Source organism: Sulfurimicrobium lacus (genome assembly GCF_011764585.1).
GTDB lineage: Bacteria > Pseudomonadota > Gammaproteobacteria > Burkholderiales > Sulfuricellaceae > Sulfurimicrobium > Sulfurimicrobium lacus.
In genome coordinates, this window is record NZ_AP022853.1 from 3,482,877 (window position 1) to 3,507,284 (window position 24,408).

32 protein-coding genes are annotated in these 24,408 nt (G+C 56.0%); 17 read left to right on the plus strand and 15 right to left on the minus strand.

The window, feature by feature from the left end:
• Window positions 1-2: 2 nt before the first annotated feature.
• From kdsC to SKTS_RS17080, 14 genes are read left to right on the plus strand one after another with little or no spacing between them, the layout of a single operon-like run.
• Window positions 3-527, plus strand: a complete 525-nt coding sequence (gene kdsC / locus SKTS_RS17015) for a 3-deoxy-manno-octulosonate-8-phosphatase KdsC (protein ID WP_173067881.1) — start codon at window positions 3-5, stop codon at window positions 525-527.
• Window positions 524-1,096 carry an LPS export ABC transporter periplasmic protein LptC gene (lptC, locus tag SKTS_RS17020; protein ID WP_173067884.1) on the plus strand — a complete coding sequence of 191 codons (573 nt, stop codon included), beginning with the start codon at window positions 524-526 and terminating at the stop codon, window positions 1,094-1,096. The genes kdsC and lptC overlap by 4 nt, the downstream gene beginning before the upstream one ends.
• Window positions 1,080-1,676, plus strand: coding sequence for a lipopolysaccharide transport periplasmic protein LptA (lptA, locus tag SKTS_RS17025; protein ID WP_173067887.1), 597 nt, complete (start codon window positions 1,080-1,082; stop codon window positions 1,674-1,676). Before lptC ends, lptA begins: the two co-directional genes overlap by 17 nt.
• Complete coding sequence (gene lptB, locus SKTS_RS17030; RefSeq protein WP_173067890.1) at window positions 1,676-2,398, plus strand: LPS export ABC transporter ATP-binding protein; 723 nt, start codon at window positions 1,676-1,678, stop codon at window positions 2,396-2,398. Before lptA ends, lptB begins: the two co-directional genes overlap by 1 nt.
• A gap of 40 nt (window positions 2,399-2,438) precedes the next feature.
• On the plus strand, window positions 2,439-3,875 hold the full coding sequence (locus SKTS_RS17035) for an RNA polymerase factor sigma-54 (protein ID WP_173067893.1): 1,437 nt from the start codon (window positions 2,439-2,441) through the stop codon (window positions 3,873-3,875).
• Between the two features lie 18 nt (window positions 3,876-3,893).
• Window positions 3,894-4,220, plus strand: coding sequence for a ribosome hibernation-promoting factor, HPF/YfiA family (gene hpf, locus SKTS_RS17040; protein WP_173067896.1), 327 nt, complete (start codon window positions 3,894-3,896; stop codon window positions 4,218-4,220).
• Window positions 4,221-4,251: 31 nt separating this feature from the next.
• Entirely contained in the window at window positions 4,252-4,725 is a 474-nt protein-coding gene (locus SKTS_RS17045; protein ID WP_173067899.1) for a PTS sugar transporter subunit IIA, read from the plus strand.
• Window positions 4,706-5,656 carry an HPr(Ser) kinase/phosphatase gene (gene hprK, locus SKTS_RS17050; protein ID WP_173067902.1) on the plus strand — a complete coding sequence of 317 codons (951 nt, stop codon included), beginning with the start codon at window positions 4,706-4,708 and terminating at the stop codon, window positions 5,654-5,656. Before SKTS_RS17045 ends, hprK begins: the two co-directional genes overlap by 20 nt.
• Before the next feature lie 4 nt (window positions 5,657-5,660).
• Window positions 5,661-6,497: an RNase adapter RapZ gene (gene rapZ / locus SKTS_RS17055; RefSeq protein ID WP_173067905.1), complete on the plus strand. Its 837-nt coding sequence runs from the start codon at window positions 5,661-5,663 to the stop codon at window positions 6,495-6,497.
• Window positions 6,494-6,862: a NusG domain II-containing protein gene (locus tag SKTS_RS17060; RefSeq protein ID WP_173067908.1), complete on the plus strand. Its 369-nt coding sequence runs from the start codon at window positions 6,494-6,496 to the stop codon at window positions 6,860-6,862. Before rapZ ends, SKTS_RS17060 begins: the two co-directional genes overlap by 4 nt.
• Complete coding sequence (locus SKTS_RS17065; protein WP_173067911.1) at window positions 6,843-7,379, plus strand: Gx transporter family protein; 537 nt, start codon at window positions 6,843-6,845, stop codon at window positions 7,377-7,379. The genes SKTS_RS17060 and SKTS_RS17065 overlap by 20 nt, the downstream gene beginning before the upstream one ends.
• A gap of 35 nt (window positions 7,380-7,414) precedes the next feature.
• A complete protein-coding gene (locus SKTS_RS17070) occupies window positions 7,415-7,975 on the plus strand; it encodes a surface-adhesin E family protein (RefSeq protein WP_173067914.1) in 561 nt (186 codons plus the stop codon).
• Between the two features lie 31 nt (window positions 7,976-8,006).
• The gene (locus SKTS_RS17075; RefSeq protein WP_173067917.1) at window positions 8,007-8,624 is read left to right on the plus strand and encodes a flavin prenyltransferase UbiX; all 618 of its coding nucleotides are present in this window, start codon (window positions 8,007-8,009) and stop codon (window positions 8,622-8,624) included.
• Window positions 8,625-8,633: 9 nt separating this feature from the next.
• Complete coding sequence (locus tag SKTS_RS17080) at window positions 8,634-9,278, plus strand: LON peptidase substrate-binding domain-containing protein (RefSeq protein ID WP_173067920.1); 645 nt, start codon at window positions 8,634-8,636, stop codon at window positions 9,276-9,278.
• Window positions 9,279-9,280: 2 nt separating this feature from the next.
• Here SKTS_RS17080 and SKTS_RS17085 read toward each other — a convergent pair whose 3' ends face one another.
• The gene (locus tag SKTS_RS17085) at window positions 9,281-9,826 is read right to left on the minus strand and encodes a cyclic nucleotide-binding domain-containing protein (protein ID WP_198420391.1); all 546 of its coding nucleotides are present in this window, start codon (window positions 9,824-9,826) and stop codon (window positions 9,281-9,283) included.
• A gap of 85 nt (window positions 9,827-9,911) precedes the next feature.
• Here SKTS_RS17085 and SKTS_RS17090 point away from each other — a divergent pair, with 85 nt between their 5' ends.
• The gene (locus SKTS_RS17090) at window positions 9,912-10,118 is read left to right on the plus strand and encodes a hypothetical protein (protein ID WP_173067923.1); all 207 of its coding nucleotides are present in this window, start codon (window positions 9,912-9,914) and stop codon (window positions 10,116-10,118) included.
• 124 nt (window positions 10,119-10,242) lie between these two features.
• On the opposite strand, the gene SKTS_RS17095 is transcribed toward SKTS_RS17090, so the two are convergent.
• From SKTS_RS17095 to dsrA, 14 genes are all read right to left on the minus strand, one after another.
• Window positions 10,243-10,614, minus strand: a complete 372-nt coding sequence (locus SKTS_RS17095) for a HesB/IscA family protein (RefSeq protein WP_173067924.1) — start codon at window positions 10,612-10,614, stop codon at window positions 10,243-10,245.
• Between the two features lie 15 nt (window positions 10,615-10,629).
• Window positions 10,630-12,108, minus strand: coding sequence for a cobyrinic acid a,c-diamide synthase CobB (locus SKTS_RS17100; RefSeq protein WP_244617378.1), 1,479 nt, complete (start codon window positions 12,106-12,108; stop codon window positions 10,630-10,632).
• Between the two features lie 62 nt (window positions 12,109-12,170).
• Window positions 12,171-13,373 (minus strand): NrfD/PsrC family molybdoenzyme membrane anchor subunit, encoded by a 1,203-nt coding sequence (nrfD, locus tag SKTS_RS17105; protein WP_173067927.1) that lies wholly within the window; start codon window positions 13,371-13,373, stop codon window positions 12,171-12,173.
• 3 nt (window positions 13,374-13,376) lie between these two features.
• Window positions 13,377-14,135, minus strand: coding sequence for a sulfate reduction electron transfer complex DsrMKJOP subunit DsrO (gene dsrO, locus SKTS_RS17110; protein ID WP_173067930.1), 759 nt, complete (start codon window positions 14,133-14,135; stop codon window positions 13,377-13,379).
• Window positions 14,132-14,668: a sulfur reduction protein DsrJ gene (locus SKTS_RS18775; protein WP_188200233.1), complete on the minus strand. Its 537-nt coding sequence runs from the start codon at window positions 14,666-14,668 to the stop codon at window positions 14,132-14,134. Before SKTS_RS18775 ends, dsrO begins: the two co-directional genes overlap by 4 nt.
• A 3-nt stretch (window positions 14,669-14,671) precedes the next feature.
• Window positions 14,672-16,669: an NAD(P)-binding protein gene (locus tag SKTS_RS17120; RefSeq protein ID WP_173067933.1), complete on the minus strand. Its 1,998-nt coding sequence runs from the start codon at window positions 16,667-16,669 to the stop codon at window positions 14,672-14,674.
• Between the two features lie 63 nt (window positions 16,670-16,732).
• Window positions 16,733-18,298 carry a sulfate reduction electron transfer complex DsrMKJOP subunit DsrK gene (gene dsrK, locus SKTS_RS17125; RefSeq protein WP_173067936.1) on the minus strand — a complete coding sequence of 522 codons (1,566 nt, stop codon included), beginning with the start codon at window positions 18,296-18,298 and terminating at the stop codon, window positions 16,733-16,735.
• A gap of 61 nt (window positions 18,299-18,359) precedes the next feature.
• On the minus strand, window positions 18,360-19,112 hold the full coding sequence (locus SKTS_RS17130) for a respiratory nitrate reductase subunit gamma (protein WP_173067939.1): 753 nt from the start codon (window positions 19,110-19,112) through the stop codon (window positions 18,360-18,362).
• Window positions 19,113-19,233: 121 nt separating this feature from the next.
• Window positions 19,234-19,566 carry a TusE/DsrC/DsvC family sulfur relay protein gene (locus tag SKTS_RS17135; RefSeq protein WP_173067942.1) on the minus strand — a complete coding sequence of 111 codons (333 nt, stop codon included), beginning with the start codon at window positions 19,564-19,566 and terminating at the stop codon, window positions 19,234-19,236.
• A 32-nt stretch (window positions 19,567-19,598) separates the two neighbouring features.
• Window positions 19,599-19,898, minus strand: a complete 300-nt coding sequence (gene tusB, locus SKTS_RS17140) for a sulfurtransferase complex subunit TusB (protein WP_173067945.1) — start codon at window positions 19,896-19,898, stop codon at window positions 19,599-19,601.
• A 13-nt stretch (window positions 19,899-19,911) separates the two neighbouring features.
• A complete protein-coding gene (gene tusC, locus SKTS_RS17145) occupies window positions 19,912-20,319 on the minus strand; it encodes a sulfurtransferase complex subunit TusC (protein WP_244617379.1) in 408 nt (135 codons plus the stop codon).
• Window positions 20,320-20,332: 13 nt separating this feature from the next.
• Entirely contained in the window at window positions 20,333-20,692 is a 360-nt protein-coding gene (tusD, locus tag SKTS_RS17150) for a sulfurtransferase complex subunit TusD (protein WP_173067947.1), read from the minus strand.
• A gap of 84 nt (window positions 20,693-20,776) precedes the next feature.
• A complete protein-coding gene (dsrB, locus tag SKTS_RS17155; protein ID WP_173067950.1) occupies window positions 20,777-21,847 on the minus strand; it encodes a dissimilatory-type sulfite reductase subunit beta in 1,071 nt (356 codons plus the stop codon).
• A 46-nt stretch (window positions 21,848-21,893) separates the two neighbouring features.
• Window positions 21,894-23,189, minus strand: a complete 1,296-nt coding sequence (gene dsrA / locus SKTS_RS17160) for a dissimilatory-type sulfite reductase subunit alpha (RefSeq protein WP_173067953.1) — start codon at window positions 23,187-23,189, stop codon at window positions 21,894-21,896.
• Between the two features lie 356 nt (window positions 23,190-23,545).
• On the opposite strand from dsrA, the gene SKTS_RS17165 reads away from it, so the two are divergent.
• Both SKTS_RS17165 and cas6 read left to right on the plus strand, forming a co-directional pair.
• Complete coding sequence (locus SKTS_RS17165; RefSeq protein WP_173067956.1) at window positions 23,546-23,776, plus strand: DUF6967 family protein; 231 nt, start codon at window positions 23,546-23,548, stop codon at window positions 23,774-23,776.
• 47 nt (window positions 23,777-23,823) lie between these two features.
• Window positions 23,824-24,402, plus strand: coding sequence for a type I-MYXAN CRISPR-associated protein Cas6/Cmx6 (gene cas6 / locus SKTS_RS17170; protein WP_280513691.1), 579 nt, complete (start codon window positions 23,824-23,826; stop codon window positions 24,400-24,402).
• Window positions 24,403-24,408: the final 6 nt, after the last annotated feature.

Genomic DNA, 24,408 nt, shown 5'->3' on the forward strand with positions numbered 1-24,408 from the left:
CCATGCAAGCCGTATACGATCTGGCACGCAACATCAAATTACTGATTTTCGACGTGGATGGCGTGCTTACCGACGGCAGCCTATACCTCGGCGACGACGGCCAGGAATACAAGGCCTTCAACTCGCTCGACGGCCACGGCATGAAAATGCTGAAAAATTCCGGCGTGGAACTGGCCATCATCACCGGTCGCACGTCCAAGGTCGTCATCCACCGCGCCCACAACCTCGGCATCACCCACCTTTACCAGGGCGTCCACGACAAGCTCCAGGCTTTTCACGACCTCACGGAAAAACTCGGCCTCCACCTCGAGCAGTGCGCCTTCATGGGTGACGACGTAATCGATCTCCCGGTCATGCGCCGTTGCGGCCTCGCCGTGACCGTTCCCCAGGCGCCGGAACTGGTGCAGCGCCACGCCCACCACGTCACGCGGCGCGAGGGCGGCCGCGGCGCAGCGCGCGAAGTCTGCGAACTCATCATGCAGGCGCAGAATACGCTGGAGGCCCAGTTATCCATTTATCTCAAATGAGCGACCGCCTCACGCTCTGGTTCCCCCTCGGGCTCATGATTCTGCTCGCCCTGCTTACCTTCTGGCTCGACCGTGCGGTTCAGGAACCGCTGTTCAAGCGGGACGGCAGCGCGCGTCACGACCCGGATTACTGGGTGGAAAACTTTGTCGCCCGGCGCCTGGGCAAGGACGGTCTGCCATTGCACATGCTGGCGGCCGTCAAAATGGAGCACTATCCCGACGACGACACCACCCAGCTGACCCGTCCCAATTTCACCGCATTCGACGAGGCCCGCGTGGCGACCCACATCGCGGCCCAGAGCGGCCTGGTTTCCAGCAACGGCAAGGAGGTTTACTTTACCCGCGATGTAAAAGTAAAGAAGGATGCCGGCGCGGAGAAAGACTGGTTGACGATCGATACCGAGTACCTGCATATTACCCCTGACCAGGACATCGCCCGCACCGACCGGGCCGTCACCATCAAGACCCCCGCTGCTGTCATCACCGCCATTGGGATGGAACTCAACAACCGCACTCATGTGGTAAAACTGCTTTCCCGCGTGAAAGGGCATTATGAAAAATCGAAATAGCATCCTGATCTGCCTCCTGTCCGTCCTGCTGGCTCCCGCCACCGTCCTTGCCGAACTGGCGGACCGCGACAAGCCGATCAACCTGGAAGCCGACACTGTAACGGTGGACGATGCCACAAAAGTAAGCACTTACATGGGAAACGTCCAGCTCACCCAGGGCACGCTGCTGATCCGCGCCGACAAGCTGGTGGTGACGGAAGACGCCACCGGCCTGCAGCACGGGACCGCCTACGGCAATCCGGCCAGCTTCAGGCAGAAGCGCGAAGGTCTGGATGAATATGTCGAGGGTTATGGGCAACGCATCGAATACGACGGCAAGAACGACAAGGTGGAGCTGTTTACCCAGGCCCGCATGAAGCGCGGGCAGGATGAAGTGCGCGGCAATTACATTTCCTACGATGCCAAGACCGAATTCTTCCAGGCGCTCGGCGGCGGCAAGGAAGTCGCTTCGCCGGGTAGGGAAAAGGGCCGGGTACATGCGGTGATCCAGCCGAAACCGAAGCCGGGCAAGAGTCCCGCAGCACCGGCTCCGGTCCCGCTCAAGGGGGCGGAAAGCATTGCCCAGCCGCGAGCCGAATAATGAGTGAGTTGATCGTTGGCGGCTTGAAGAAGCGCTACAAATCACGCACCGTGGTCAAGGACGTATCTCTGCGCGTCACCAGCGGCGAGGTGGTCGGCCTGCTCGGCCCCAACGGCGCGGGCAAAACCACCAGTTTCTACATGATGGTGGGACTGGTGCCCCTCGATGGCGGCAGCATTCGCCTCGACGGCCAGGAATTGAGCCGTATGCCGATCCACCGTCGCGCGCGCCTGGGATTGAGTTACCTGCCGCAGGAAGCATCGATTTTCCGCAAGCTCACGGTGGCGGAAAACGTCAGCGCCATCCTCGAGCTGCGCGGCCTCAGCGCCGACCAGGTGGAGCAGCAAACCAACGACCTGCTACACGAACTGCACGTTCATCACCTGCGCGACAACCCGGCGTTGAGCCTGTCCGGCGGGGAACGCCGCCGCGTAGAGATCGCCCGCGCGCTGGCCTCGAACCCGCGCTTCATCCTGCTCGACGAGCCCTTCGCCGGCGTGGACCCGATCGCAGTGCTGGAAATCCAGAAAATCATCCGTTTCCTCAGCGAACGCGACATCGGCGTGCTCATTACCGACCATAACGTGCGCGAAACCCTGGGCATCTGCGACCACGCCTATATCATCAACGATGGTCTGGTTCTGGCCAGCGGCAAACCGGATGAAATCGTTTATAATGAAGCCGTGAGAAAAGTATATCTCGGCGAGCATTTCCGCCTATGACACGGCCAGGAATCCCCGCCCCGGGAACTGGCACTACCCCATGAAACACAGCCTTCAACTCAAACTCTCCCAGCACCTTACGCTAACGCCGCAGCTGCAGCAGTCGATCCGATTGCTGCAGCTATCGACGCTTGACCTCAATCAGGAGCTGGAGCAGTTCATCGAAAACAACCCCTTGCTGGAACGCGTCGATCCCAACCAGGATGAAGTCGCCCCGCTTGAAACCAGCTCGTACACAGGGGACGGGGAAGTGTCGACATCAGCCACGACGACACCTACGGAAGAATCGAGCGAGGATAACAGCGCCAGCGAGGACATCTGGGACGAGGCCATGCCTTCCCATGCCGCCCGCGACGACAACGACGAACCGGACTTCCCGCAACAGGACGCCAAGGAGGTCAGCCTGCGCGACCACCTCAACTGGCAGCTCAACCTGACGCAACTCTCCCTGCGCGACAGAACCATGGTCTCGCTGATGATCGACGCCCTCAGCGATGACGGCTACCTCACCCAAAGCCTGGACGATATCGCCGCCATGCTGCCACCCGAGCTGGAAATCGACCCGCTGGAACTCGACACCGCGCTCAAGTACCTGCAAAACCTCGACCCGATCGGCGTCGGCGCGCGCAATCTCAGCGAATGTCTGGCGCTGCAGCTGGAAGCCATGCCGGTCGATACGCCCTGCCGCAAAGCTGCCCTGCAAATTGCCCGCCAGCATCTGGAACTGTTAGGCAGCCGCGATTACAACAAGCTGAAAAAACTGCTGCAGTGCGACGACGATGTCCTGCGCGGCGCGCAAAGCCTGATCACCCATCTCAACCCCCGCCCCGGCAGTGCCTTTACGGCATCCGACACGCGCTATGTCGTGGCGGACGTGATCGTGAAGAAAATCAAGGGGACCTGGGTCGCCAGCCTGAACCGTGAAGCCATGCCGAAGCTGCGCGTTAACCGCATGTACGCCGACATCCTGAGCCGCAACCGCGAAGGCGGCGGTCAGCAGCTCGCCAGCCAGTTGCAGGAAGCACGCTGGATGGTAAAGAACATCCAGCAGCGTTTCGACACCATCTTGCGCGTGTCTCAAGCCATCGTCGACCGCCAGCGGCGCTTTTTCGAGCACGGCGAAGTCGCCATGCGTCCGCTGGTGCTGCGCGAGATCGCGGACGAGATCGGCCTGCACGAGTCGACGATCTCGCGCGTCACCACGCAGAAGTACATGCTCACCCCGCGCGGCATTTTTGAATTAAAATACTTTTTCGGCAGCCATGTGGCCACCGAAACCGGCGGCGCCTGTTCGGCCACCGCCATCCGTGCCCTGATCAAGCAACTGGTAGGCGCGGAAGACAGCAAAAAACCACTGAGTGACACCCAGATCACTGAAATTCTGGCGCAGCAGGGCATTGTAGTTGCCCGCCGCACCGTGGCCAAATACCGCGAGGCAATGCAAATTCCCGCGGTAACTCTTCGCAAGTCCCTTTAATCACAAGGAGTAAAAATCATGAACCTGAACATCACCGGCCACCATATTGAAGTCACTCCCGCTATCCGCGACTACGTTACCTCCAAGCTGGACAAGATCACCCGTCATTTCGAGCAGGTTATCGACGTCAAAGTGATTCTGACCGTCGAAAAACTCAAGCAGAAAGCCGAAGTAACCGTTCACTTGCGCGGCAACGACATCCACGTCGAAACCGACGATCTCGACATGTACGCCGCCATCGATGCACTGGTGGACAAGCTGGATCGCCAGATCCTCAAGCACAAGGAAAAAAACACCGAGCACCACAACAACATGAAGCACCAGGCTGCGACAGAAGAAGAATAATCCACGCGCATTAACGTCCGAGGCAACGCCTATGGAGCTCATCGCAAAAATCCTCCCGCTCGACAACGTCATCGCCGAGCTCGATGCCGCAAGCAAGAAACGGGCTTTCGAACAGATCGGCCTGTTGCTGGAAGAACAACTCCATCTGGGCAAGGGCAAGATTTTCGACAGCCTGTTCGCACGGGAAAAGCTGGGTTCCACCGGCCTCGGCCACGGCGTGGCGATACCGCATGGCCGCATCAAGGGACTGAAGGACACTGTCGGCGTGTTCGCACGGCTGAAGCAGGCAATCCCTTTCGATGCCCCGGACAATACCCCGGTATCGCTGATGTTCGTGCTGCTGGTACCGGAACAGGCTACCGACCTGCACCTGCAAATCCTCGGCGAACTGGCGCACATGTTCAGCGATCGCCATTTGCGCGAACGACTCAATGCCTGCCACGAGCGCGAAGCCCTGCACAAGCTCCTCACCACTTGGGCGCCTCATGCCGCAAATCAGCGTTAATCAGCTATTCGCGGACAAATGCGAAAAACTCGGCCTGACCTGGGTCGCGGGCAAGCTCGGGGGCACCAAGCTGCTTACCAGCGACACAGTGCAGAAGCTTTCCCTGGCGCTGATCGGCTATCTCAATTTCGTCCATCCCAACCGCGTCCAGGTGCTGGGTTGCGCGGAAATGGATTATCTGCGCAGCCTGGCTCCGGAATTGCACGGCCAGACCATCAATAACCTGTTCAGCACCGAACTGGCGGCGATCATCGTCGCCAATGGCGAACAGGTGCCCACCAAGCTGAAGGAAGCAGCAGACCGCACCCAGACCCCGCTCTTCACTTCGCCGCAGCCAAGCCCCGACCTGATGAGCGTGCTGCGCCACTACCTGGCACAGGTGCTGGCCGAATCCACGGTACGCCACGGCGTGTTCATGGAAGTGCAGGGCATGGGCGTGATGATCACCGGCGACAGTGCGGTGGGCAAGAGCGAGCTTGCGCTGGAACTGATCACGCGCGGCCACCGTTTGGTGGCGGACGACGTGGTTGAGTTCTACCAGGTCGCGCCGGACACCCTGGAAGGGCGCTGCCCGGCGATGCTGCAGGATTTTCTCGAAGTGCGCGGACTGGGCGTGCTCAACATCCGCGCCTTGTTCGGCGAAACTGCGGTAAAGCTGAAAAAAAACCTCAAGCTCATCGTCCATCTGGAACAGCTCACCGAAAAGACCATGAGCCGTGACCGGCTGCAAATAAACGCCTACACCCAGCAGATCCTCGACATCGTCATTCCCGAAGTGCGCATTCCAGTCGCAGCCGGGCGCAACATCGCGGTCCTGGTGGAAGTGGCCGTGCGCAACCACATCCTGCAACTGCGCGGCATCCACAGTACTCAGCAATTCATCGAGCGCCACGAAAGCATGATGGCGCAAGACCATTTGGCCGAGCCCTGAAGCGATGCAGTTGATCATTGTCAGTGGCTTGTCCGGCTCGGGAAAAACGATCGCACTCAACGTGCTGGAAGACAGCGGGTATTTTTGCATCGACAACCTGCCCCTCCCATTGCTCACCCAAACCGCCAGTTTCCTGGCCAGCAGCGGCCACCTGCACGCCGCCATCGGCGTGGACGGACGCAGCAGCAGCGACCTGAATCAGCTTCCACGCGGCATTGCCGAGTTGAGGCAACTGGGTCTCGATGTACGTGTCCTGTTTTTGGAAGCCAAGACCGAAGAACTGGTGAAGCGCTTCAGCGAAACCCGCCGCCGCCACCCGCTCAGCGACGAACAGCGCACCCTTACCGAATGCATCCAGCTCGAACGCGAGCGTCTGGAAGCGGTGAGCGATTTCGGCCACCGCATCGACACCAGCGAGCTATCCCCCAATACCCTGCGCGCCTGGGTCAAGGATTTTATCTCCCTGGATCGTTCGCGCCTTACTTTGCTGTTTCAGTCCTTCGGCTTCAAGCATGGCATTCCGCTCGATGCCGACTTCGTCTTCGACGTGCGTTGCCTGCCCAACCCGCACTACGACCCGGCTCTGCGACCGCTGACCGGAAAAGACGCCGCGGTCATCGCCTTCCTGCAAAGGGACCCCAGCGTGCAGAAAATGCTTGGCGATATCAGTCGCTTCGTTGCTGAATGGTTGCCGTGCTTCATCCGCGACAACCGCAACTACCTGACGGTCGCGCTCGGCTGCACGGGCGGGCAACACCGCTCGGTGTACTTCGCAGAAACCCTTGCCGCGCAATTCGGTAGCGAATATCAGCTTCTGGTCAGACACCGTGAGCTTACATGAGCACGCATTTAAAGCCTGGTGACTGGATCATCGCGCTAGCCGGAATCAGCCTGGTAGCGGGCCTGTTTTCCACGTTATGGGGCACTGCCGCGGGCACGACCCTGATCATCCGAAGCGGCGGCAAGGTGGTCGCACAAGCCGATCTGGCGCGCAATCACGACTTTGAAATCGCCGGTCCGCTGGGCATCACTGTGGTCAGCGTGGAAAACCGCCGCGTGCGCGTCGCCAGAGATCCCAGCCCACGTCAGTACTGCGTCAAGCAGGGTTGGCTGTCGCATGCCGGGGAAGCCGCCTTGTGCCTGCCCAATCAGGTCAGCGTGGAACTGGCCGGAGCGATCAAACGCTATGACTCCCTCAGTTATTAACCTACCCGCATCTCAGGACGACCACCGCATCGCCCGGCTGGCCGCCTTCGCCATCGGTTTGTCGCTGGTGGAAGCCGCGCTGCCGTCTCCGCTGCCCGGCGTGAAGCCTGGCCTGGCCAATATCGTCACCCTGCTGGTGTTGCAGCGCTTCGGCTGGCGCGCTGCAGCCTGGGTCTCATTGTTGCGCGTGGTAGCCGGCAGCCTTCTGCTCGGCACCTTTCTTTCACCCGGTTTCGTGCTGAGCTTCTGCGGTGCGCTGCTCAGCCTCCTGGTCCTGGCCCTGGCCTGCAAATTGCCGCCGGACTGGTTCGGCGCGGTCAGCCACAGCATTCTCGCCGCCTTTGCGCACATCGCCGCGCAACTGGCGGTAGTGTATTTCTGGCTCATCCCCCATGCCGGGGTGCTTTATCTCGCTCCGGTTTTCGCCGCGGCAGCGCTCCTGTTCGGCATCATCAACGGCCTGGTCGCTTCGCGCCTGCTCGGGGAGACGTCCTTGAAAGCGCTTCCGGCATCGTGAGAACAGTCTGGCTGATCCTGCTGCTGACCCTGCCCTTGCCTGCCGCCGCGGCCGAATGGGTACGCGTGCATACCAGCGGAGAAGGCGACCAGTATTATTACGACCGCTCCAAGCTGTTCATCAATGGCGATGAGATCACCTACTGGAAAAAAGCGGTATTCAAGGCGCCGCAACCGGTCAAGAACCAGTTCGCAGCGAGCGGACTGTTCCGCGAACGCATTCACTGTGCCGAACACACCCTCAAGCTGATCAGCTACCTGCTTTATGCAGCGGATGGCAGCACCATCGAATATGTTGCAGCCAATGAAGGCGATGCGGCGCCGATTATTCCCGACACGCTGGGCGACATTTTCGAAAAAACCACTTGCGAGCTGGTGCGTTTGAAACACGAGGAACAACGCCGCAAAGCACCAGAAGAAACGCAAAAAACAGAACCTAAGAAGGCGGAACCCCAAAAGCAAGGAATCGCACCCCCGTTACCTGGGCCCACACCGGGTGTTGAGCCTCAACCAGTCGCCCCGCCTGTTGTGCAAAAAGTCGAACCGCCTCCTATAGCGCCGTCCGAGGACACACGGCCCGCATCCAAGGAAAATTGAGCTTGGACTACGACTCCCCTACAATGCAGTCATGAACCCCGCCACCACGATCACCCTCGCCCTTACCGGCGCCTCGGGCATGCCTTATGCCTTGCGTCTGCTGGAAAGCTTGCTGGAAGCTGACCGGACGGTCTATCTGCTCTACTCTCAAGCCGCGCAGATTGTCGCCAAGCAGGAACTGGGACTTAATTTCCCATCCAGCAGCCGCGATCTGCAGTTGCAATTACGCGAACGCTATACCCATCTTACCGGGAGTCTCAAGGTATTCGGGCGTGAGGAATGGTTCGCCCCGATCGCTTCAGGCTCCGGTGCCGCGGACGCCATGGTGGTGTGCCCCTGTACCATGGGCACCCTCGCCGCCATTGCCACTGGTATGAGCGACAACCTGATCGAACGTGCCGCGGACGTGATGCTGAAAGAGCAGCGCAAGCTCATCCTGGTGCCGCGCGAAATGCCATTTTCCGCCATTCACCTGGAAAACATGCTGAAGCTCGCCCGTCTCGGCACAGTGATTCTGCCCGCCAACCCAGGCTTTTACCACCATCCCAAAACCGTGCAGGACGTGGTCGACTTCGTAGTCGCGCGGATTCTCGATCATCTTGGCGTACCGCACCAGTTGATGGCACGCTGGGGCGAAGCAGACATCTGAATAGCTTTCATGCCTCTTGATCTCAAGCAGCGTTTGTCTGATTTTTTGCTACAGGCAAGACAGCATACGGAATACGCAATTCCGCTGTTTCCACTTAATACCGTGCTTTTCCCAGGGGGCAAACTGACCCTCAAGGTGTTTGAACCACGCTACATGGAAATGGTGAGCGCATGTTTGAAGGACAAGACGAATTTCGGTATCTGCCTGATTCGCACGGGGCAGGAAACCGGCGATCCTGCCGTGCCTGAGCAGGTTGGCTGCATGGTTGAAATCACCGATTGGGACATGCAGCAATTGGGTATGCTGGATATTGCCGTGCTCGGCACGCATCGATTCCACATTGAAGATTCGCGCACTGAAAAAAATGGCCTGATCCTGGCCCAAGTTATAAGCGTCGCCGAGGAACAGCCGTTTGCGCTACCAAAACAGCATGAGGCTTGCGCCACCGTATTGCGTCGCATCATCGAACACCTGGGAGTGGAACGATTTGCAGCACCTTTGCGCTACGACGATAGCGTATGGGTCGGCTATCGCCTTGCCGAGTTGCTGCCGCTCAAGCTTTCAGTGCGGCAAAACATGCTGGAAATGAACGATAGCCTGATCAGAATCGAAATTCTGCACCACTTTCTGAGCCAGCAAGGTTTGCTGGAATAGCGCTACGTACCATTCCCGCCATACAGATGGTGGGCGAACTGGGCGAAATCCTTGCTCACCTTGCGGAACAGGCAATCCAAATTGATCAGCGCATGCTCAACAAGGTTTATCGCGATGAATGGGTGTTCCACCTTCATGCGTTTGTACATGGCACGCGACAGGCGCAACACCTGGGTATCCGGCGCCTTGGCCACCAACCTCACCGAACGCGGCTTACGATCGAAAAAAGACATGATGCCCAGCATTTCTCCGGATCTCTCGCGCACGATCTCACATTGCTTCTTCTGGTCATCAACAACCAGTGCGATTTCCCCCTGCACCACGAGGTAAAGTGCATCACCGACCTCGCCTATGTCGGCAAGAATATCGCCTTCGTTGAACTGACGCAGGGTGAGATACTTTAGCAGCGTATTGATCTCAGAAACCTTGAGCGAGCGGCAAAGGTACTGGTGACCCATGAATTGCGCCAAGTCCAGGCCCTGTTTTTTTCCTTTAGTGCCGCTTTTTACCTGTTTTATAGTCTTGGGCTTTTTCTTGGCTGCCGACATCATGACTCCAAATGTTTGTCCGAACTTGATTCAACAACCATGACAAGCGAAAATGATGCCAAGCTACTAACTTCGGAAATGCACTATGAAACCACTCTGGATCGCCGCCACTTTGTGCCTCTGCGTCACTGCTTGCAGCGAGGAAAAGAAACCTTATCCGGCGCCGTTGCCAAAGACGCCCGCCGCACCACTTTTTACGGGCGAACGTCAGGCGCTGGATAAAGCCGGTGGTGCAGAACAGCCCGTCAATACCCAAGCGCGTGAAAATGCGCAGAAAACCGAGCAACAGTAACCCCGCGCAAATCATTTACCGACCGGCGAGTTCAGCTTTTTATGCCGCTTTCCTGTTTCACCGTGATGCAATACTGCTTTCGCTCGGCCCTGTTCAGTGACTTGCGGTTACAGAGTTTTGCTGCCTAGTGGCACCCCCCGCCCCCGCCCCCGCAACCACCACCGCCACATCCACCGCCGCCGCCGCTTGAGCCGCAGGAAGATCCGCCGGTATCATTGGGGTTGATAAAAACAAACTGATGGTTTCCAGGACTAAGTTCGACGAAATCCAGCACCGCCCCACCCAGCAAAGGTTGGCTTTCGACAGCGACCAGCACCGTGATACCCTCGGCATCGATCAGCGCGTCGTTTTCGGCTTCCTGATCGAAACCCATGCCGTACTGAATCGAACCATCGAAATCCCGCTTCGCCGCGATGCGCAATGCCATGCCCTCTGCACCAGCTTGTGCCGCAGCATTCTGGATCTGCGCAACTGCTTCTGGCGTTACCTTGACCATTTCCTTCTCCTTGAATTAATTATTACAATTTCGTTTGCTGTCGAGCGTTCGATTTTTCCTGACGTCGCGCACAAATGACATGAAGCGTTCCGCCCAGTTGTAGCCTTGCAAAGAGCGGAAATGGGTATAGCAGGCCAGCATGTTTTTGTACACGATACCATCGTGCTTGCCATCAACACCGTATCCGCGCACGACATCAAATGCGTAAGTTAGGTCGGTAGGCACATTTTCCAAGCTGGAATAATGAAATTCATGTGCCTGCAATTCCCTGCCGGTTTGTTCATCCGGCCACGGGTTTTTTCCATTGCACCGAACCTTTACGTAACCCCGTCCGACCGGCTTGCCATGCATGACCACATCGCCAGGTATAATTCCTGCCATCTGTCTCGTTTCATTCCGCCACGACAGGCTGCGCGCGAGGTACATCAAGCCGCCGCACTCGGCATAGACCGGTAGCCCGTCTTCGATGGCGTTATGGATGCTGTTTCGCATCGAGACGTTGTTCTCGAGTTGCGCCATGAACAATTCCGGGAAACCGCCACCGATAAACATCCCATCAAGGTCAGCAGGCAATTCACGATCATTTAGGGTATCAAACGGTATGATTTCCGCACCTGCCTGGCGCATCGCATCCAGGTCGTCGGCATAGTAAAAGCCGAATGCCTGATCCCGTGCCAGCCCAATACGCAGCGTCATATTAGAGCCTTGCGTGGAGATAACTGGCGTTTTTACCTCGACAGGCTCGAGTGTCGGCGCGCTGTTAGCGATCTGGATCAGACGGTCGAGATCGACTTGGTTGCCGACAATAGACCCGATCATTTGAATGTGTTCGAGCGCTTCACCTGTCTCGTTGCTTGGCATTAGCCCCAGGTGCCGCTCCGTAATTTGCAGGCGTGCATCGTGATGCACGGCACCCAGCACCGGAACATCTGTGTAGTGCTCGATAACTGCGCGCAGTTTCCCTTCATGTCGCGCGCCACCAAGATTGTTGAGAATCACACCCGCAATGCGTATATCCCGATCGAAAGCCTGATAACCCAGGATCAGCGGTGCGATTCCGCGTGTCATGCCCCGCGCATCTATTACCAGAACCACAGGCGCATGCAGCAGCTTTGCCAGGGCGGCATTGCTGTTGCTGCCGTCGAGATCTAGGCCGTCATAAAGGCCCTTGTTGCCTTCGATCAAGCTGACATCTGCATCCGCAGCGTTGCGTTGATAGGTGTCGACGATTTCGTCGCGCCCCATCAGGTAAAAGTCCAGATTCCTGCAGTCCCTTCCGGTGGCTGCGGACAGCCACATCGGGTCTATGAAATCCGGCCCTTTTTTATATGGCTGCACCGCAAGTCCGCGGTTCGTAAGGGCTGCGCACAAGCCGATACTGACGGTGGTTTTGCCGGAGGATTTGTGTGCAGCTGAAATTAGCAGGCGAGGCATATCAGAAAGGGAACGCGCAAAAAGCAAACCCGAAGGTACCGCAGGACAGCCCGAGGTCAATCACCATTGATCCCCTGCCTTCGCTACGCTTCGGGTTATGCCGAGATGTGAGCTGACTAAATTCAGTCGGTCAACATTTCCTTGGAAACGTGATGGAAATCGTCCTGGGGAATGAAGCGAAGCACCCGCACGGCAATTGTAGTCAGCAGAAATGCAATTCCAATCCCACCCATCCCGAGAAGGAATTCAGGCAGCGTGGGTTGATAATGATGAATCACACCGTCGAAAAAGCTGCTGGACTGCTGCATTCCCGGGAACAAGTTGAGCGGAAATGCCTGGCCACCGATGATGATCACGTATAGCTGCGCAAATCCTCCTACTATGATCATGCCCGCAGCCCAGACAACCGTCTTGCATCTGGTTCCCAGTGTGGGGTGCAGAAGCAGCGCCAGCGGAATCAGCGTACCGATGAGCATCTGGCCAACCCAGAACAAGGTCGTGAACACTCCGCCTTCAAGCAGGATGAAGCGTTCGAAGTCCCACTGTTTGGCGAAATACAGATTTGTCAGGTGATACACGATAGTGAAATACATGACCGCACCGACAAATGTGGCCAGCAGGTTTTTCATGCGGCGCAGAATCGCGAGATCGAGCTTCATTCCATTCCATGCGTACATGAACGACTGCACGATAATGAACACAGCCAGGCCGTAGGAAAAAGACATGATGATGAACATCGGTGCCAGCAAGGCGGAGCTGTAAGCCTGGCGCGCCACGAGAAAACCGAAAATTGAACCGGTCGCAGTAGTAAGTGCGATACGCCAGATGAAGGCTGAAAAGCCGACGTACTTTGAGAAGCCGTACATTTTACGTTCCATCATGGTCCATAAATAGGTCGCCACAATTGCGAAGAAACCAGTGTACAAAATGACGTTAAGCGCAAAGATCGACTTGAAGTTGAAGTGCGTCATGGCGACGATCAGCCGATCCGGACGGCCAAGATCCAGCATCAGCACGGTCAGACCACCAGCCAGCAAGGCGATGGCGAGCAAGCCTGAGAGTGGGGCCCGAGCTTTATAAATTGGCTTGCCAAACACGGAGCCAATCGAGGCCACGTTCAGCACACCCGAAGCAGCGACAATCAGGAATACCGCGAAAACATGAGGCAAGCCCCACACGATCTGGTTGTTCATACCGGTCACCACATGGCCATGAGTCTCCATATAGTGCGCCGCTCCCAGACCGATCAGAACGACCAGGCCGAGTGCAGCCGCCAGCGCATAAAATGCGCGCTCTTCAATTTTGTGAAATGCTTCGAAATTCATGGCTCAGATTCCCTGATAGCGAATGCCAACATTGAGGTCCAGGTCAGCACGTACTTGCGTAGTGGCGGATGCTGCAATGCGTTTAGCGATTTCGCTGTTCGGATCATTCAGATCTCCAAACAGGATTGCATTGTGACCGGCAGCCGCACAGGCATCGGAGCACGCTGGTTGTTCTCCGCGGTCTACGCGTTGTACGCATAGCGTGCAGGATTCAACACAGCCCTTGCCGCGAGGCACATCCGGATTCTGATCTTCCAGTTCCTGATGTACGAAGGATCGTGCCTTGTAAGGACATGCCATCATGCAATAACGGCAGCCGATGCAGATATGGCGATCCACCAGCACAATTCCGTCGGCGCGCTTGAACGACGCCCCCGTCGGACAAACATCCACGCACGGTGGGTGTTCGCAATGCTGACAAAGCATCGGCAAGCTATGCGAGTTACCGGTACGCAAATCCTTGAGTTCGATCTTGCGGATCCACTGTGAATCGGTTTCAAGCTTACCGCTGAATCCGTTTTCCTTGCCGCACGCAGAAACGCAATCATCGCACCCGGTTGCGCACTTGCCACTGTCGATCAGCATGCCCCAGCGTATTTTGCTGGAGGCTGGCTCATCCGCGGGCCGCCCGTGGGCGATGTCCAGCAGCGTTACGCCGGGCGCAATAGCCAATCCGGCGACCGCGGCTCCCCAACCGAGAAACTGGCGACGCGAATTGACTTGCTCATTATCGTTCTGGGAATTGTCCACGTTGTTGCTCATTTACTTTCCCCACCTGTGGTTTTCGGTTCAACGGGGGTTGTCAGCGCACCCTGACGCATATTGCTCGCCAGACTGCCATCTCCGGCCTTTAAGCCCTGGCCAAGTGCAGGGTTTAATGCCGCGGTTGCCTTGGGCTTGCTGGCGTGGCATTCGAAACAATCCAGCGTCACAGCAGCATAGCTATGGCAGCTCTGGCAGAAGCCATTTTTGCCGAGAACACTGTTGGTGTCCTTGCTTGCATGACACGAGACGCAGTTTTTCAGACTGTATTCCGTGGTGCGTATGCCATTGCGCATCGTTTCGTCGCGATGATGCTTGAGCAACTCCATGTGATGCCGCTTCATGTATGCCGTGTCTCTCACGCATTTATCGCCCTTGCCTTCGGGATGGACAGGCACGGGCACGCGACCACTGGATGATTCTTCATGGGCATCCGCCGATGCCACTGCCACAACGCTCACCGCCAGCAGGGCCGCGATTGCGGCGCCCCGCTGCCAGGTCAGCATGTTGCGCAATTTCGCCAGGCTGACCATTCTTTAATCACCCATACCCATTTTGATGTAGCCGGTTGGACACACGTCGGCACAGATGTGGCAGCCGATACACTTGCCGTAGTCGGTATCGACATAGCGACCTGTCGTGGAGTCGGTGCGCTTGACTTTGAACACGGCAGTTTGCGGGCAGTACACCACGCAGTTGTCGCATTCGAAGCACAAACCGCAACTCATACAACGTTTGGCTTCCGCAACGACCTGCTTGTCGTCGAGCTTCATCAAACGCTCTTCGAAGTGCCCCAGAGCCTGTTCGGCATTCAGCGTGATGTGCTCGCGCTGGTTGCGCGGCACGAACGGGAAATGCCCGAGGAAGAGTTCATTCGATGGAATGACATACTTGTCGGAGCGATCCTCGAAATTATGCACCGCAAATTTGGCGCTGTCGCTACCGCGCACACCCAGATCGATTTCCTTGGCAAAGGTTTCTTCCTTGATGATGATTGCCTTGTCGACAGCCTTGAAGTCGGCAGGAGCATGCTCGGTTTCCACCAGCTTGCGTACCAGATCCCAATGATGAACGTCGATCTTGGGGCGCTTGCCCTGTTCTTCGCCTTTCAGGTAGATGTCGATGCTCTCGGCGGCGATGGAGCCGTGGCCGATGGCTGTTGTCAGCAAGTGCGGACGAATCACGTCACCACCGACGAAGTAGCCTTTCTTGTTGGGCACTTCATAGTTCTTGTTAGCGGTAATTAGGCCCTTGCCGTTATCGAAGCCATCAAAACCGGTGAAATCAACCGCCTGACCAATTGCGGACACGATCAGATCAGCAGGAATATCCTTTTCGGTGCCGGCCTTGATGATCGTCTCACCCTTGACCACTTCAAATTCGGCGACGCGCAGCGCAGTTGCGCGGCCATCAGCACCCTTGATCACGGCGATCGGCGTTACAGCGCCGATGATCTCGATGCCTTCGGCCAGAGCCTGCTCGATCTCGTGCTTGTTTGCATTCATCTTGTCGATGGCGGCACGCGAGACCAGTACGACTTCAGCACCTTCGCGGGCGGAAACAGCTGCAACATCATGCGCGACCTGGCCAGCGATGATGTGTTCCGGGCGATCTTTCTCAGTAGCGACAGTGATATTGCCCAAACGGCGTGCAACAGTGGCCACGTCAATCGAGGTGTCGCCACCACCGATCACCACAACGCGCTTGCCGACGTGCTGCAGACGGCCATCGTTAAACGCCCGCAGGAAAGCCATGGCGTTCACGCAGTTGGCGGCATCGAAGCCAGGGACGGGCAGCATGCGTCCAGACTGGGCGCCCATGCCGAGGAAAACTGCGTCGTATTCTTTTTCCAGTTGTGCCAGGGTGACATCTACACCGATACGGGTGTTGAGTTTCACTTCAACGCCGAGATCCAGAATGCGCTGGATTTCTGCGTCGAGTACGTCGCGCGGGGTACGGAAGCCAGGAATACCGTAGCGCATCATGCCGCCAAGCATCGCGTGGTCGTCGAAAATCGTGCAGGCATGGCCTTTCAGGCGCAACTGGTACGCGGCAGACATACTTGCCGGGCCGCCACCGATAAGGGCGACTTTCTTGCCGGTGCTGGCACCAGCCTGGGGCAGAGTCAGTTTGTTGGCAATAGCATAGTCACCGACGAAGTGTTCAACGGAGTTGATGCCGACAAAATCATCAACCTGATTACGGTTACAACCGCTTTCGCACGGTGCCGGGCAAACGCGGCCCATTACGGACGGGAAGGGATTCGCCTGAGTGATGCGCTGGAAAGCATAGGTTTGCCAGTTGCTGTCCTTGGGGGGTTTTTCCATTCCACGCACGATGTCAAGATATCCGCGAATATCTTCGCCTGCCGGGCAGCTGCCTTGGCATGGCGGGGTGGACAGCACGTATTCAGGGCACTTGTGCGTCCAACTGGCCTGGAAAATCTTCTCCTGCCAAGCACCTTCCTTATGGTCACCATCTTTATAGCGACGGAAGGTCAATTTCTGGTTCATTTCTTCGGATGAGGCTGACATGTTAAGCAATCTCCTATCTACAAATTCGTGTCACAAGCGTTTTAACGCTGACCCTTTTGGTTACTAATCGTCTGATGCTACAGATTCTTGTGCTGTTTCTTCCGGTACTTCGAGCAGGATGGCTGTTGCCACTAGTTGGTGCACGCCACCGATCATGCTCATATCAAAACCGTAATACGGAACCACCTTGGTAAACTGCGCCTTGCAAATCGCGCAGATCAGGGCCAGGAAGTTGACCTGCTTGTCCTGTACCACATTGTTGAATGCTTCCATCCGTGGCAGTGCGCCCTTGACTCGTATTTCCATCAGGTCGTCGGTCAACAGACCGCCACCACCGCCGCAACAGAACGTCGCTTCGTTAATGGTGCCTTCCTGCATGTCGTAAAAATTATTGGCCACGGCCTTGATAACTTCACGTGGAATAACGAATTGGCCACCAGGCATGTCACCCATACGAGAACCGCGTGCCACGTTACATGAATCATGGAAGGTGATGGTGCGATGATCGTTGAGCGACTTGTCGAATTTCAGCTTGCCCTGTTGAATCAGGTCATAAGTGAATTCGCAAATATGCTGTGGCGCCGGGTAATTCGGATCAAGCTGTTGCTGCAACTGTTTCGAGAACGCGTCTTCACCGCCATGGCCCACACCGGTCAGGGTATTCCAGAAGCTGTAGGCAACACGCCACGCATGGCCGCATTCGCCGACCACGATCCGTTTCACACCGAGGTCAAGAGCTGCATCTCTAATACGCATCGCGGCGCGACGCATATTGTCATAGCTGCCGATGAACATACCGAAATTGCCCGCTTCGGACGCCTTGGAACTCAATGTCCACTTGATACCCGCAGCGTGGAACACCTTGGCATAGCCAATCAGACTTTCCACGTGAGGTTCAGAGAAAAAGTCCGCAGAAGGCGTAACCAGCATCACCTCGGCACCTTCCGCATCCAGCGGCAGTTTCACTGGCACACCGGTGGCGTCGAAAATGTCTTCCTCCAGGCCTAGCAGGGTATCTTCCAGTGCCGGCCCTGGCAGGCCCAGATTGTTACCTATGCGGTGCAGCTTACCCATGATTTCATTGGTGTATTTCTGACCGATACCGACAGTGTCCAGAATTTCGCGGCCCGCCATGGTGACTTCAGCGGTATCGATACCGTACGGACAATATACCGAGCAGCGACGGCATTCCGAGCACTGGTAATAATATTTGTACCAGTCCTGCAATAATTCTTCCGTTAGATCCTGTGCCCCGACCAGCGACGGGAAGTACTTTCCGGCAAAGGTGAAATGGCGGCGATAAACGCTGCGCATCAGTTCTTGCCGCGCCACGGGCATGTTCTTCGGATCTGCGGTGCCAATATAGTAATGGCACTTGTCGGTGCAAGCGCCGCAATGTACACATGCATCCATAAACACGCGCAACGAGCGATATCGACCAAGCAAGTCGCCCATCTTGGCAATGGCCTTATCGTGCCAATCCTCTACCAAAGAACCAGGAAAGCCGATAGCTTCTTGAATCGGCGCAGAGGCAGGAAACGATTTGACATGTGCTGTCGCACCCTCTTTGATCGAAGGTACGTCAATAAATCCCGTCAGCTTAGGCACTTCAAATTGTGGAGCTGCCACTATTCCTCCTGCTTACTTGTATAGTTAACTCTTGTTTTGCTAATACCGGACCGACAGCAAATTACGCTTCGGACTTGGATGACGCACCGGATTCCAGCTTTGCCGCCCATGCCGATATATGGCGACGGTCACGTGGATCATCCGTCTGATTGCGAGTCGGGCTGAAGAAAATACCCGGCGCATGCAACAGCTTGCTGATCGGGAAAATGGTCATCAACAAGGCTACTAGCGTGAGATGGACCAGAAGCACCGGGTCAGCTGGTAGCGGCTGCAAGTCGAACACCATCAAGCCAAGCATGAATTCTTTGACGGCGATGATATCGGTGTGGGCGACAAACTTCATGCCGAGTCCTGTAATGCCAATCGCGACCAGCAGCGCAAGAATAAGGTGATCCGACGGAGTGGAAATATAGCGCACGCGGTCGACCAGGAAACGGCGCGCCCACAGTCCACCCAGCCCCGCCACCATGGCAAAACCTGCGTAGATTCCGAAAGGCTGGACAATATCCACCCAGAACCATACCGGTTCTGTGAAATAGCGCAGATGGCGCAATACCACCAACAACAACGCAGCGTGAAACATATATCCAAACAGCCAAATCCATTTATTGGATTTGAAGAGACTTTCAAACAACGTCACTTCGCGCGTCATGCGCAACACCACACCCGTCTTGGTTGTCGGCGCGGGCGTAGTTGGTATCTTCAAAGGTGCAGGCGTGCGGGCATAACTGCGGATTTTAAAAAACAACCCGAACACCAGCAATGCAGTGGCGGCGTAAAACATGCACGCAAACAGTACGGTCAGTAACGACATGTACATCCCCTGGGAGTAGCATTCAATCGACAAGCATGCGCTTGCCGCAATTATTCTGGGAGGCCAGGTACGCCGCGACCTTGATTGGGCCGCGGCGCTCCGTATGCCTTATTTCTAAAGCTTAGATGCAGCCGGTAGGCTTCGGCAGGCCAGCAATTTTACAGGCTTGCTTGGCAGGTCCGTAAGGGAACAGTTCGTACAGGTACTTGCTGTTGCCCTTTTCCGGCCCGAGCTTTTTGCCGATCGCTTTGGTCAGCACGCGCACAGCCGGTGCGATTTGGTAGTCGTTGTAGTACTCGCGCAGGAAGTTGATCACTTCCCAGTGCGATTCGGTCATCTCGACTTTTTCTTCGATGGCCAGGTACTTGGCTGCTTCTTCGTCCCACTCAGCCAGGTTAACCAGATAGCCTTCTTCGTCTGTTTCGTAGGTCTTGCCGTTGATTTCGAAGCCCATTTATTTCTCCTTGGATCAAAAAACTAAAATTATTACAACCAGGACATGACGGAACTGCTTTCCGCAACCAGGTCCACGAACCCGCTGTAGTCAACCTGCTTTACACCGTCAATAACGGTATCCTGCATGCCACGCGCTTCCAGATCAGGCCATAGCGCGCTGACAGTCACGGTTTTCATGGCTTCCCTGATCGCGCCTTCGGCTTTGTTTCCCTTGGTCACGGCATAGATTCCATCTTCGATAAGAAGAATGGTGCTACCCGGCTTGGCCATGCGCAAGGCGCTATCGAGAGCATTTCTGTCCAGCGGTGATTTGTTAACGATGTGCAACATCTGCATCCCCTTCCTAGAAACTCAGAACCACGTCTTGCTCTTCGAGCAAGGCAGCCAATTCAGCCGCACCCAGCACTTCAACGTCAACGATCAGATCGTCAGCCGTCAACCCGCGGGCTTCCATGGACTCCTTCTCGACATACAGTTTTTCGATGTCGTAGCCTTCCAGGGCGCGATAGGTAGGAGAAAAGTTTTTCATCCCAACCGCTTTGGTAGCCTGGCCCTTCTTGAGCTGGTAGACGCCGTCGTCTGCGAACACCAGGCTCACATCCTGATCAAACGCTGCGCTGATCAGCACGACCTCGAGAGATTCCAATGCGTAGATCGTGCCATAGGGCGCTTTGCGGTTGATAAAGGCGAATTTCTTAATAGTCCCGGAAGCGTCATCTTCCATATCGATCCCACCCGTACTTTCAGTCATAAATCACTCCCTCTTAGTCGCCAAAGGTCACGAGACGATCCGAGCGAATGCCGGACTCGACCAATTGTCCCAAGCCGGAAATCCTGAATCCCGCGGCCAGATTGTCGTCCACGATACCGCGACGCAAGGCGGCAGCTACGCATACCACCAGATCCACGCCATGCTCTTCAGCCAGTTTGCTCCAGCGCTGAACGATATTACGGTCGTCCTGCGGCGGCTCTGTGAGTTTAGTCGCGTTGTTCACACCATCGTGGTAAAAGAACACGCGATCAATTTCATGCCCCTTATCAAGTGCGGCTTTGCAGAACTGATATGCAGAGTCGGCGGCCTGATGGTTATAGGGACCTTCATTAATCAAAATTCCGAATTTCATCCCTGAATGTCCTGTATCAATAAATTACAAAGTAGAAATAAATCCGTCACCGCTTAACAAAGCAGTGACGGGGATTACGCCCAATTAGAACCTGATGTGAGTCGAGGCATTCAGACTGTTACGTGCACCGCGCCAGTCATCGATATGGAACTTGGTGAACGGCAAACCGGTCTTTTCGAAGAAACGCGGCCAGCCAATACGGTCGATCCAGTCAGCGATACGCTCCCAAGGTTGAGCATCGGCCTTGTACACAGCCAGGATGTTCTTTACCACGGCACCGACTTCTGGCCAGCGCGGCGCATTGTTCGGCAGGCCGGAAGCGACCAGCTTGTGGAAAGTCGGTTTGGAGCGGGCATTGGAGTTCTTGCCACCCACCCAGATCGCAATCTTGGAGTGCTCGGGATCGTTGATCTGCATCGGCGGGCAAGGCGGGAAGCATGCGCCGCAGCAAATGCACTTCTTCTCGTCCACTTCCAGGGAAGGCTTGCCATTTACCAGCGCAGGACGAATCGCAGCAACCGGGCAACGAGCCACAACGGAAGGACGCTCGCATACGTTGGCCACCAGGTCGTGGTTGATCTTCGGCGGCTTGGTGTGCTGCACGATGATCGCGATGTCAGCCTGACCGCCGCAGTTAATTTCGCAGCAGGAGGTGGACAGCTTGACGCGGTTAGGCATTTCGCACTTGATGAATTCTTCGTGCAATTCGTCCATCAGCGCTTTCACCACACCGGAAGCATCCGTGCCGGGGATGTCGCAATGCAGCCATCCCTGGGTGTGCGCGATCATGGAAACGGAGTTCGCTGTGCCGCCCACGGGGAAACCATGCTTGCCCAGATCAGCGATCAGCGGCTCGATCTTGCTCGCATCGGTCAAACCGAATTCGACGTTGCTGCGAGCGGTAAAGCGCAAGTGACCGTCGGAATGCTTGTCGGCGATATCGCACAGCAGGCGGATGGTATAGAGGTCCATCTGACGTGCGGTGCCGCACTTAACGGTCCACAACTCGTCGCCACTCGCTGCACGGTGATACAGAACACCCGGCTTGGGGTGGGAATGGAACACCCACTTGCCGTAGTTCTTGTTCATGATCGGGTGCATGAAAGGCGCAGGATCAGGTACGCCGCACTCATCAGGTGCACGTAATTCAGCCATTATTTACTCTCCAAAATTAACTATTCAACCCAATACAGCGTGGCAATTAAGCAGCAGACTTGCGCTCGTTCCACTTCTCGGCTTCTTCATCCCAATCATCCATACGCACATACGGATTGGTACGCGGATGCACGATCATGGAGGGATCAATCTCGATATCCAGACCTTCGAGGAAATTGACCAGACCGATACGCTCGATCATCTCGCCGGTACGCTCGTGTTCCAGCGCATTTTCAGCAAAGAAATCGAGAATGTTGCGGGACAGATCATTCAGCGCCTCGAAATCATCTTCGCTTTCGAGCTTCATGAACGGGATCACCACAGTACCCATGGAGGCACCGATCTTCAGAACACTCTTACCACCAACGAGGATGGTCACACCCTTGTCTTTACCTGGCAACAAGGCACCCGGCATCACGTTCAGGCAGTGCATGCAGCGCACGCAATCGTGATTTTCGATTTGCAGAACGTGCTGATCATCAACTGCAACAGTAGAAATGCTGCCGCTGGTTACGGCCTCAGCTTTGTTACGCAGGGTAATGGCACGAGTCGGGCACTTGCTGATGACATCGTTCACCAGCTTGTCCATGCCGTGGCTCTTCATATAGTCACGAGCGATGCCTTCGTTGACCTGGATGTTGTCGCGCCAGGTACCGATGGTAGCCATATCGGAACGCTGAATTGCGTTGGTGCAGTCATTCGGGCAACCGGAGAACTTGAACTTGAACTTGTACGGCAGGGCGGGGCGATGCATGTCATCAATATTGTTATTGATCACGGTACGCAGCGCCTTGGCTTCGTCGTAGCAGGACATTTCGCAACGCGCAGCACCCACGCAGGACATGGAAGTACGCAGCGCAGGACCGGCACCACCCAAGTCGAAGCCCATTTCATTGAGCTCTTCCCAGGCCGGCTGCACGTTGGCAGTGGTACAACCCTGGAACATGATGTCGCCGGACTGGCCGTGGAACGCGATCAGGCCGGAACCATACTTGTCCCAGATGTCGCAGAACTGACGCAGGGTCTTGGTGTCGTAGTGCATGCCTGCAGGGGGTTGCAGACGAATGGTATGAAACTCGGCGGCATCCGGGAACATTGGCTGCTCGTTTGCATCCTTGAGTTCAGTGAAGCGGGGAATAATGCCGCCACCGTAGCCGAACACGCCAACCGTACCACCCTTCCAGAAACCCTTTTTGGTTTTGTAGGACTCTTCCAGTTGACCCATCAGGTCAACCATGATGTCCTTCTTCGCTGCTTCGCGCTTCAGACCGGTCACAAAACTAGGCCATGGACCGCTCTCGAGCTGGTCCAGGTTCGGCGTATCGTGCATTTTTTTAGCCATAGATGTTCTCCAAAAAAAAATTACGGCCGGCGGTGCCGGTTTTTTCCGGCTCCAGCCATCTCGATTTATGCTTCAACTTTAGGTACGTAACTCTTACTGCGTTCACGAGCTTGCTGCTTGGTTACCAGCAGCTCGTTCGAACTTCAGCAGTTGGCATGAATATTACAACTGTTACATTTTTTATATCTATCATTCTTCACGGCTACCCCAACTCTTAGCAGGGAGTATCGATGTACGCCATTGGCAGTATCGATATACTACCCATATGGGCTATGCCACTTGCAGATTAGCGACCTGAACCTATCTGTCGTTATAATCTGGCGCTCTCAAACCCGAGTCAAACCGAGTCAAGTATTATGGACGAATTTATCAAATTCGACAAATTTCTGGCAACACCGTATCGACAGGAAATCGAGTTGCAACAAGTCAACCACGAGGCCGGTTTCTGCACGTTGCGACTTCGCATTCGCGAGATAAAGCGCTTCACGATTTTTGAGATTGACAAGGAAACCGCTCAACATTGGGGCAATGCCTTGCTTGACTGGGCAAAATCACAGGAACAAGGAGTGACGAAATCGGCTGGCTAGCATATCACCCCGAATCTCGCGCCATTGACGAATCACTCGTCACAGACATTCAGTTCGACCTCAAGGGTAGCGTATTGCCTATCGATCACGGCTACGATCTTTTTCTTGAACTGACTCGCCTGTTACCCTGGTTTGCGGAGGAAGCGCTGGGCGGCATTCACCCCATTCATGGCGCCGACACCGGTCACGGTGAACTGATTCTCAACCGTCGCGCCAAGCTGGTGGTGCGCATTGCCGCCGCCCGCGTGGCCGACCTTTCGAAGCTGTCTGGACAAGCAATTCAACTTGGCGGAAACACGCTTGAAATCGGCGCCGCCAAGGCTCGACCGCTAACGCGACACACGCCGCTGTTCGCCCACTGCGTCACCACTGGCAGCGAAGACGAAGTTGACTTTACCAATGATATTATTCGTCTGCTGGATGAACTGGAAATCGACTCGCGCTTTATCTGCGGCAAACGCCAGACTCTTAAAACGCCGGACGGCACGGTCAGCGGCTTCAGCTTGATGCTGCACGGCCTACCGGTTGAGCACTCGCTGCTTGTCCAACAACAAGGTTTGGGCAAGCACCGAAAGATGGGTTGCGGTATATTTATCCCTCACAAATCCATTACAGCGCTCACTTGAGCGTAA

Excerpts from the sequence above, each read along its gene's own strand:
- kdsC (WP_173067881.1), top strand. The coding sequence starts at position 3 with ATGCAAGCCGTATACGATCTGGCACGCAACATCAAATTACTGATTTTC.
- lptC (WP_173067884.1), top strand. The coding sequence starts at position 524 with ATGAGCGACCGCCTCACGCTCTGGTTCCCCCTCGGGCTCATGATTCTG.
- lptA (WP_173067887.1), top strand. The coding sequence starts at position 1,080 with ATGAAAAATCGAAATAGCATCCTGATCTGCCTCCTGTCCGTCCTGCTG.
- lptB (WP_173067890.1), top strand. The coding sequence starts at position 1,676 with ATGAGTGAGTTGATCGTTGGCGGCTTGAAGAAGCGCTACAAATCACGC.
- SKTS_RS17035 (WP_173067893.1), top strand. The coding sequence starts at position 2,439 with ATGAAACACAGCCTTCAACTCAAACTCTCCCAGCACCTTACGCTAACG.
- hpf (WP_173067896.1), top strand. The coding sequence starts at position 3,894 with ATGAACCTGAACATCACCGGCCACCATATTGAAGTCACTCCCGCTATC.
- SKTS_RS17045 (WP_173067899.1), top strand. The coding sequence starts at position 4,252 with ATGGAGCTCATCGCAAAAATCCTCCCGCTCGACAACGTCATCGCCGAG.
- hprK (WP_173067902.1), top strand. The coding sequence starts at position 4,706 with ATGCCGCAAATCAGCGTTAATCAGCTATTCGCGGACAAATGCGAAAAA.
- rapZ (WP_173067905.1), top strand. The coding sequence starts at position 5,661 with ATGCAGTTGATCATTGTCAGTGGCTTGTCCGGCTCGGGAAAAACGATC.
- SKTS_RS17060 (WP_173067908.1), top strand. The coding sequence starts at position 6,494 with ATGAGCACGCATTTAAAGCCTGGTGACTGGATCATCGCGCTAGCCGGA.
- SKTS_RS17065 (WP_173067911.1), top strand. The coding sequence starts at position 6,843 with ATGACTCCCTCAGTTATTAACCTACCCGCATCTCAGGACGACCACCGC.
- SKTS_RS17075 (WP_173067917.1), top strand. The coding sequence starts at position 8,007 with ATGAACCCCGCCACCACGATCACCCTCGCCCTTACCGGCGCCTCGGGC.
- SKTS_RS17080 (WP_173067920.1), top strand. The coding sequence starts at position 8,634 with ATGCCTCTTGATCTCAAGCAGCGTTTGTCTGATTTTTTGCTACAGGCA.
- SKTS_RS17085 (WP_198420391.1), bottom strand. The coding sequence starts at position 9,826 with ATGTCGGCAGCCAAGAAAAAGCCCAAGACTATAAAACAGGTAAAAAGC.
- SKTS_RS17090 (WP_173067923.1), top strand. The coding sequence starts at position 9,912 with ATGAAACCACTCTGGATCGCCGCCACTTTGTGCCTCTGCGTCACTGCT.
- SKTS_RS17095 (WP_173067924.1), bottom strand. The coding sequence starts at position 10,614 with ATGGTCAAGGTAACGCCAGAAGCAGTTGCGCAGATCCAGAATGCTGCG.
- nrfD (WP_173067927.1), bottom strand. The coding sequence starts at position 13,373 with ATGAATTTCGAAGCATTTCACAAAATTGAAGAGCGCGCATTTTATGCG.
- dsrO (WP_173067930.1), bottom strand. The coding sequence starts at position 14,135 with ATGAGCAACAACGTGGACAATTCCCAGAACGATAATGAGCAAGTCAAT.
- SKTS_RS18775 (WP_188200233.1), bottom strand. The coding sequence starts at position 14,668 with ATGGTCAGCCTGGCGAAATTGCGCAACATGCTGACCTGGCAGCGGGGC.
- SKTS_RS17120 (WP_173067933.1), bottom strand. The coding sequence starts at position 16,669 with ATGTCAGCCTCATCCGAAGAAATGAACCAGAAATTGACCTTCCGTCGC.
- SKTS_RS17130 (WP_173067939.1), bottom strand. The coding sequence starts at position 19,112 with ATGTCGTTACTGACCGTACTGTTTGCGTGCATGTTTTACGCCGCCACT.
- SKTS_RS17135 (WP_173067942.1), bottom strand. The coding sequence starts at position 19,566 with ATGGGCTTCGAAATCAACGGCAAGACCTACGAAACAGACGAAGAAGGC.
- tusB (WP_173067945.1), bottom strand. The coding sequence starts at position 19,898 with ATGTTGCACATCGTTAACAAATCACCGCTGGACAGAAATGCTCTCGAT.
- tusC (WP_244617379.1), bottom strand. The coding sequence starts at position 20,319 with ATGACTGAAAGTACGGGTGGGATCGATATGGAAGATGACGCTTCCGGG.
- tusD (WP_173067947.1), bottom strand. The coding sequence starts at position 20,692 with ATGAAATTCGGAATTTTGATTAATGAAGGTCCCTATAACCATCAGGCC.
- dsrB (WP_173067950.1), bottom strand. The coding sequence starts at position 21,847 with ATGGCTGAATTACGTGCACCTGATGAGTGCGGCGTACCTGATCCTGCG.
- dsrA (WP_173067953.1), bottom strand. The coding sequence starts at position 23,189 with ATGGCTAAAAAAATGCACGATACGCCGAACCTGGACCAGCTCGAGAGC.
- SKTS_RS17165 (WP_173067956.1), top strand. The coding sequence starts at position 23,546 with ATGGACGAATTTATCAAATTCGACAAATTTCTGGCAACACCGTATCGA.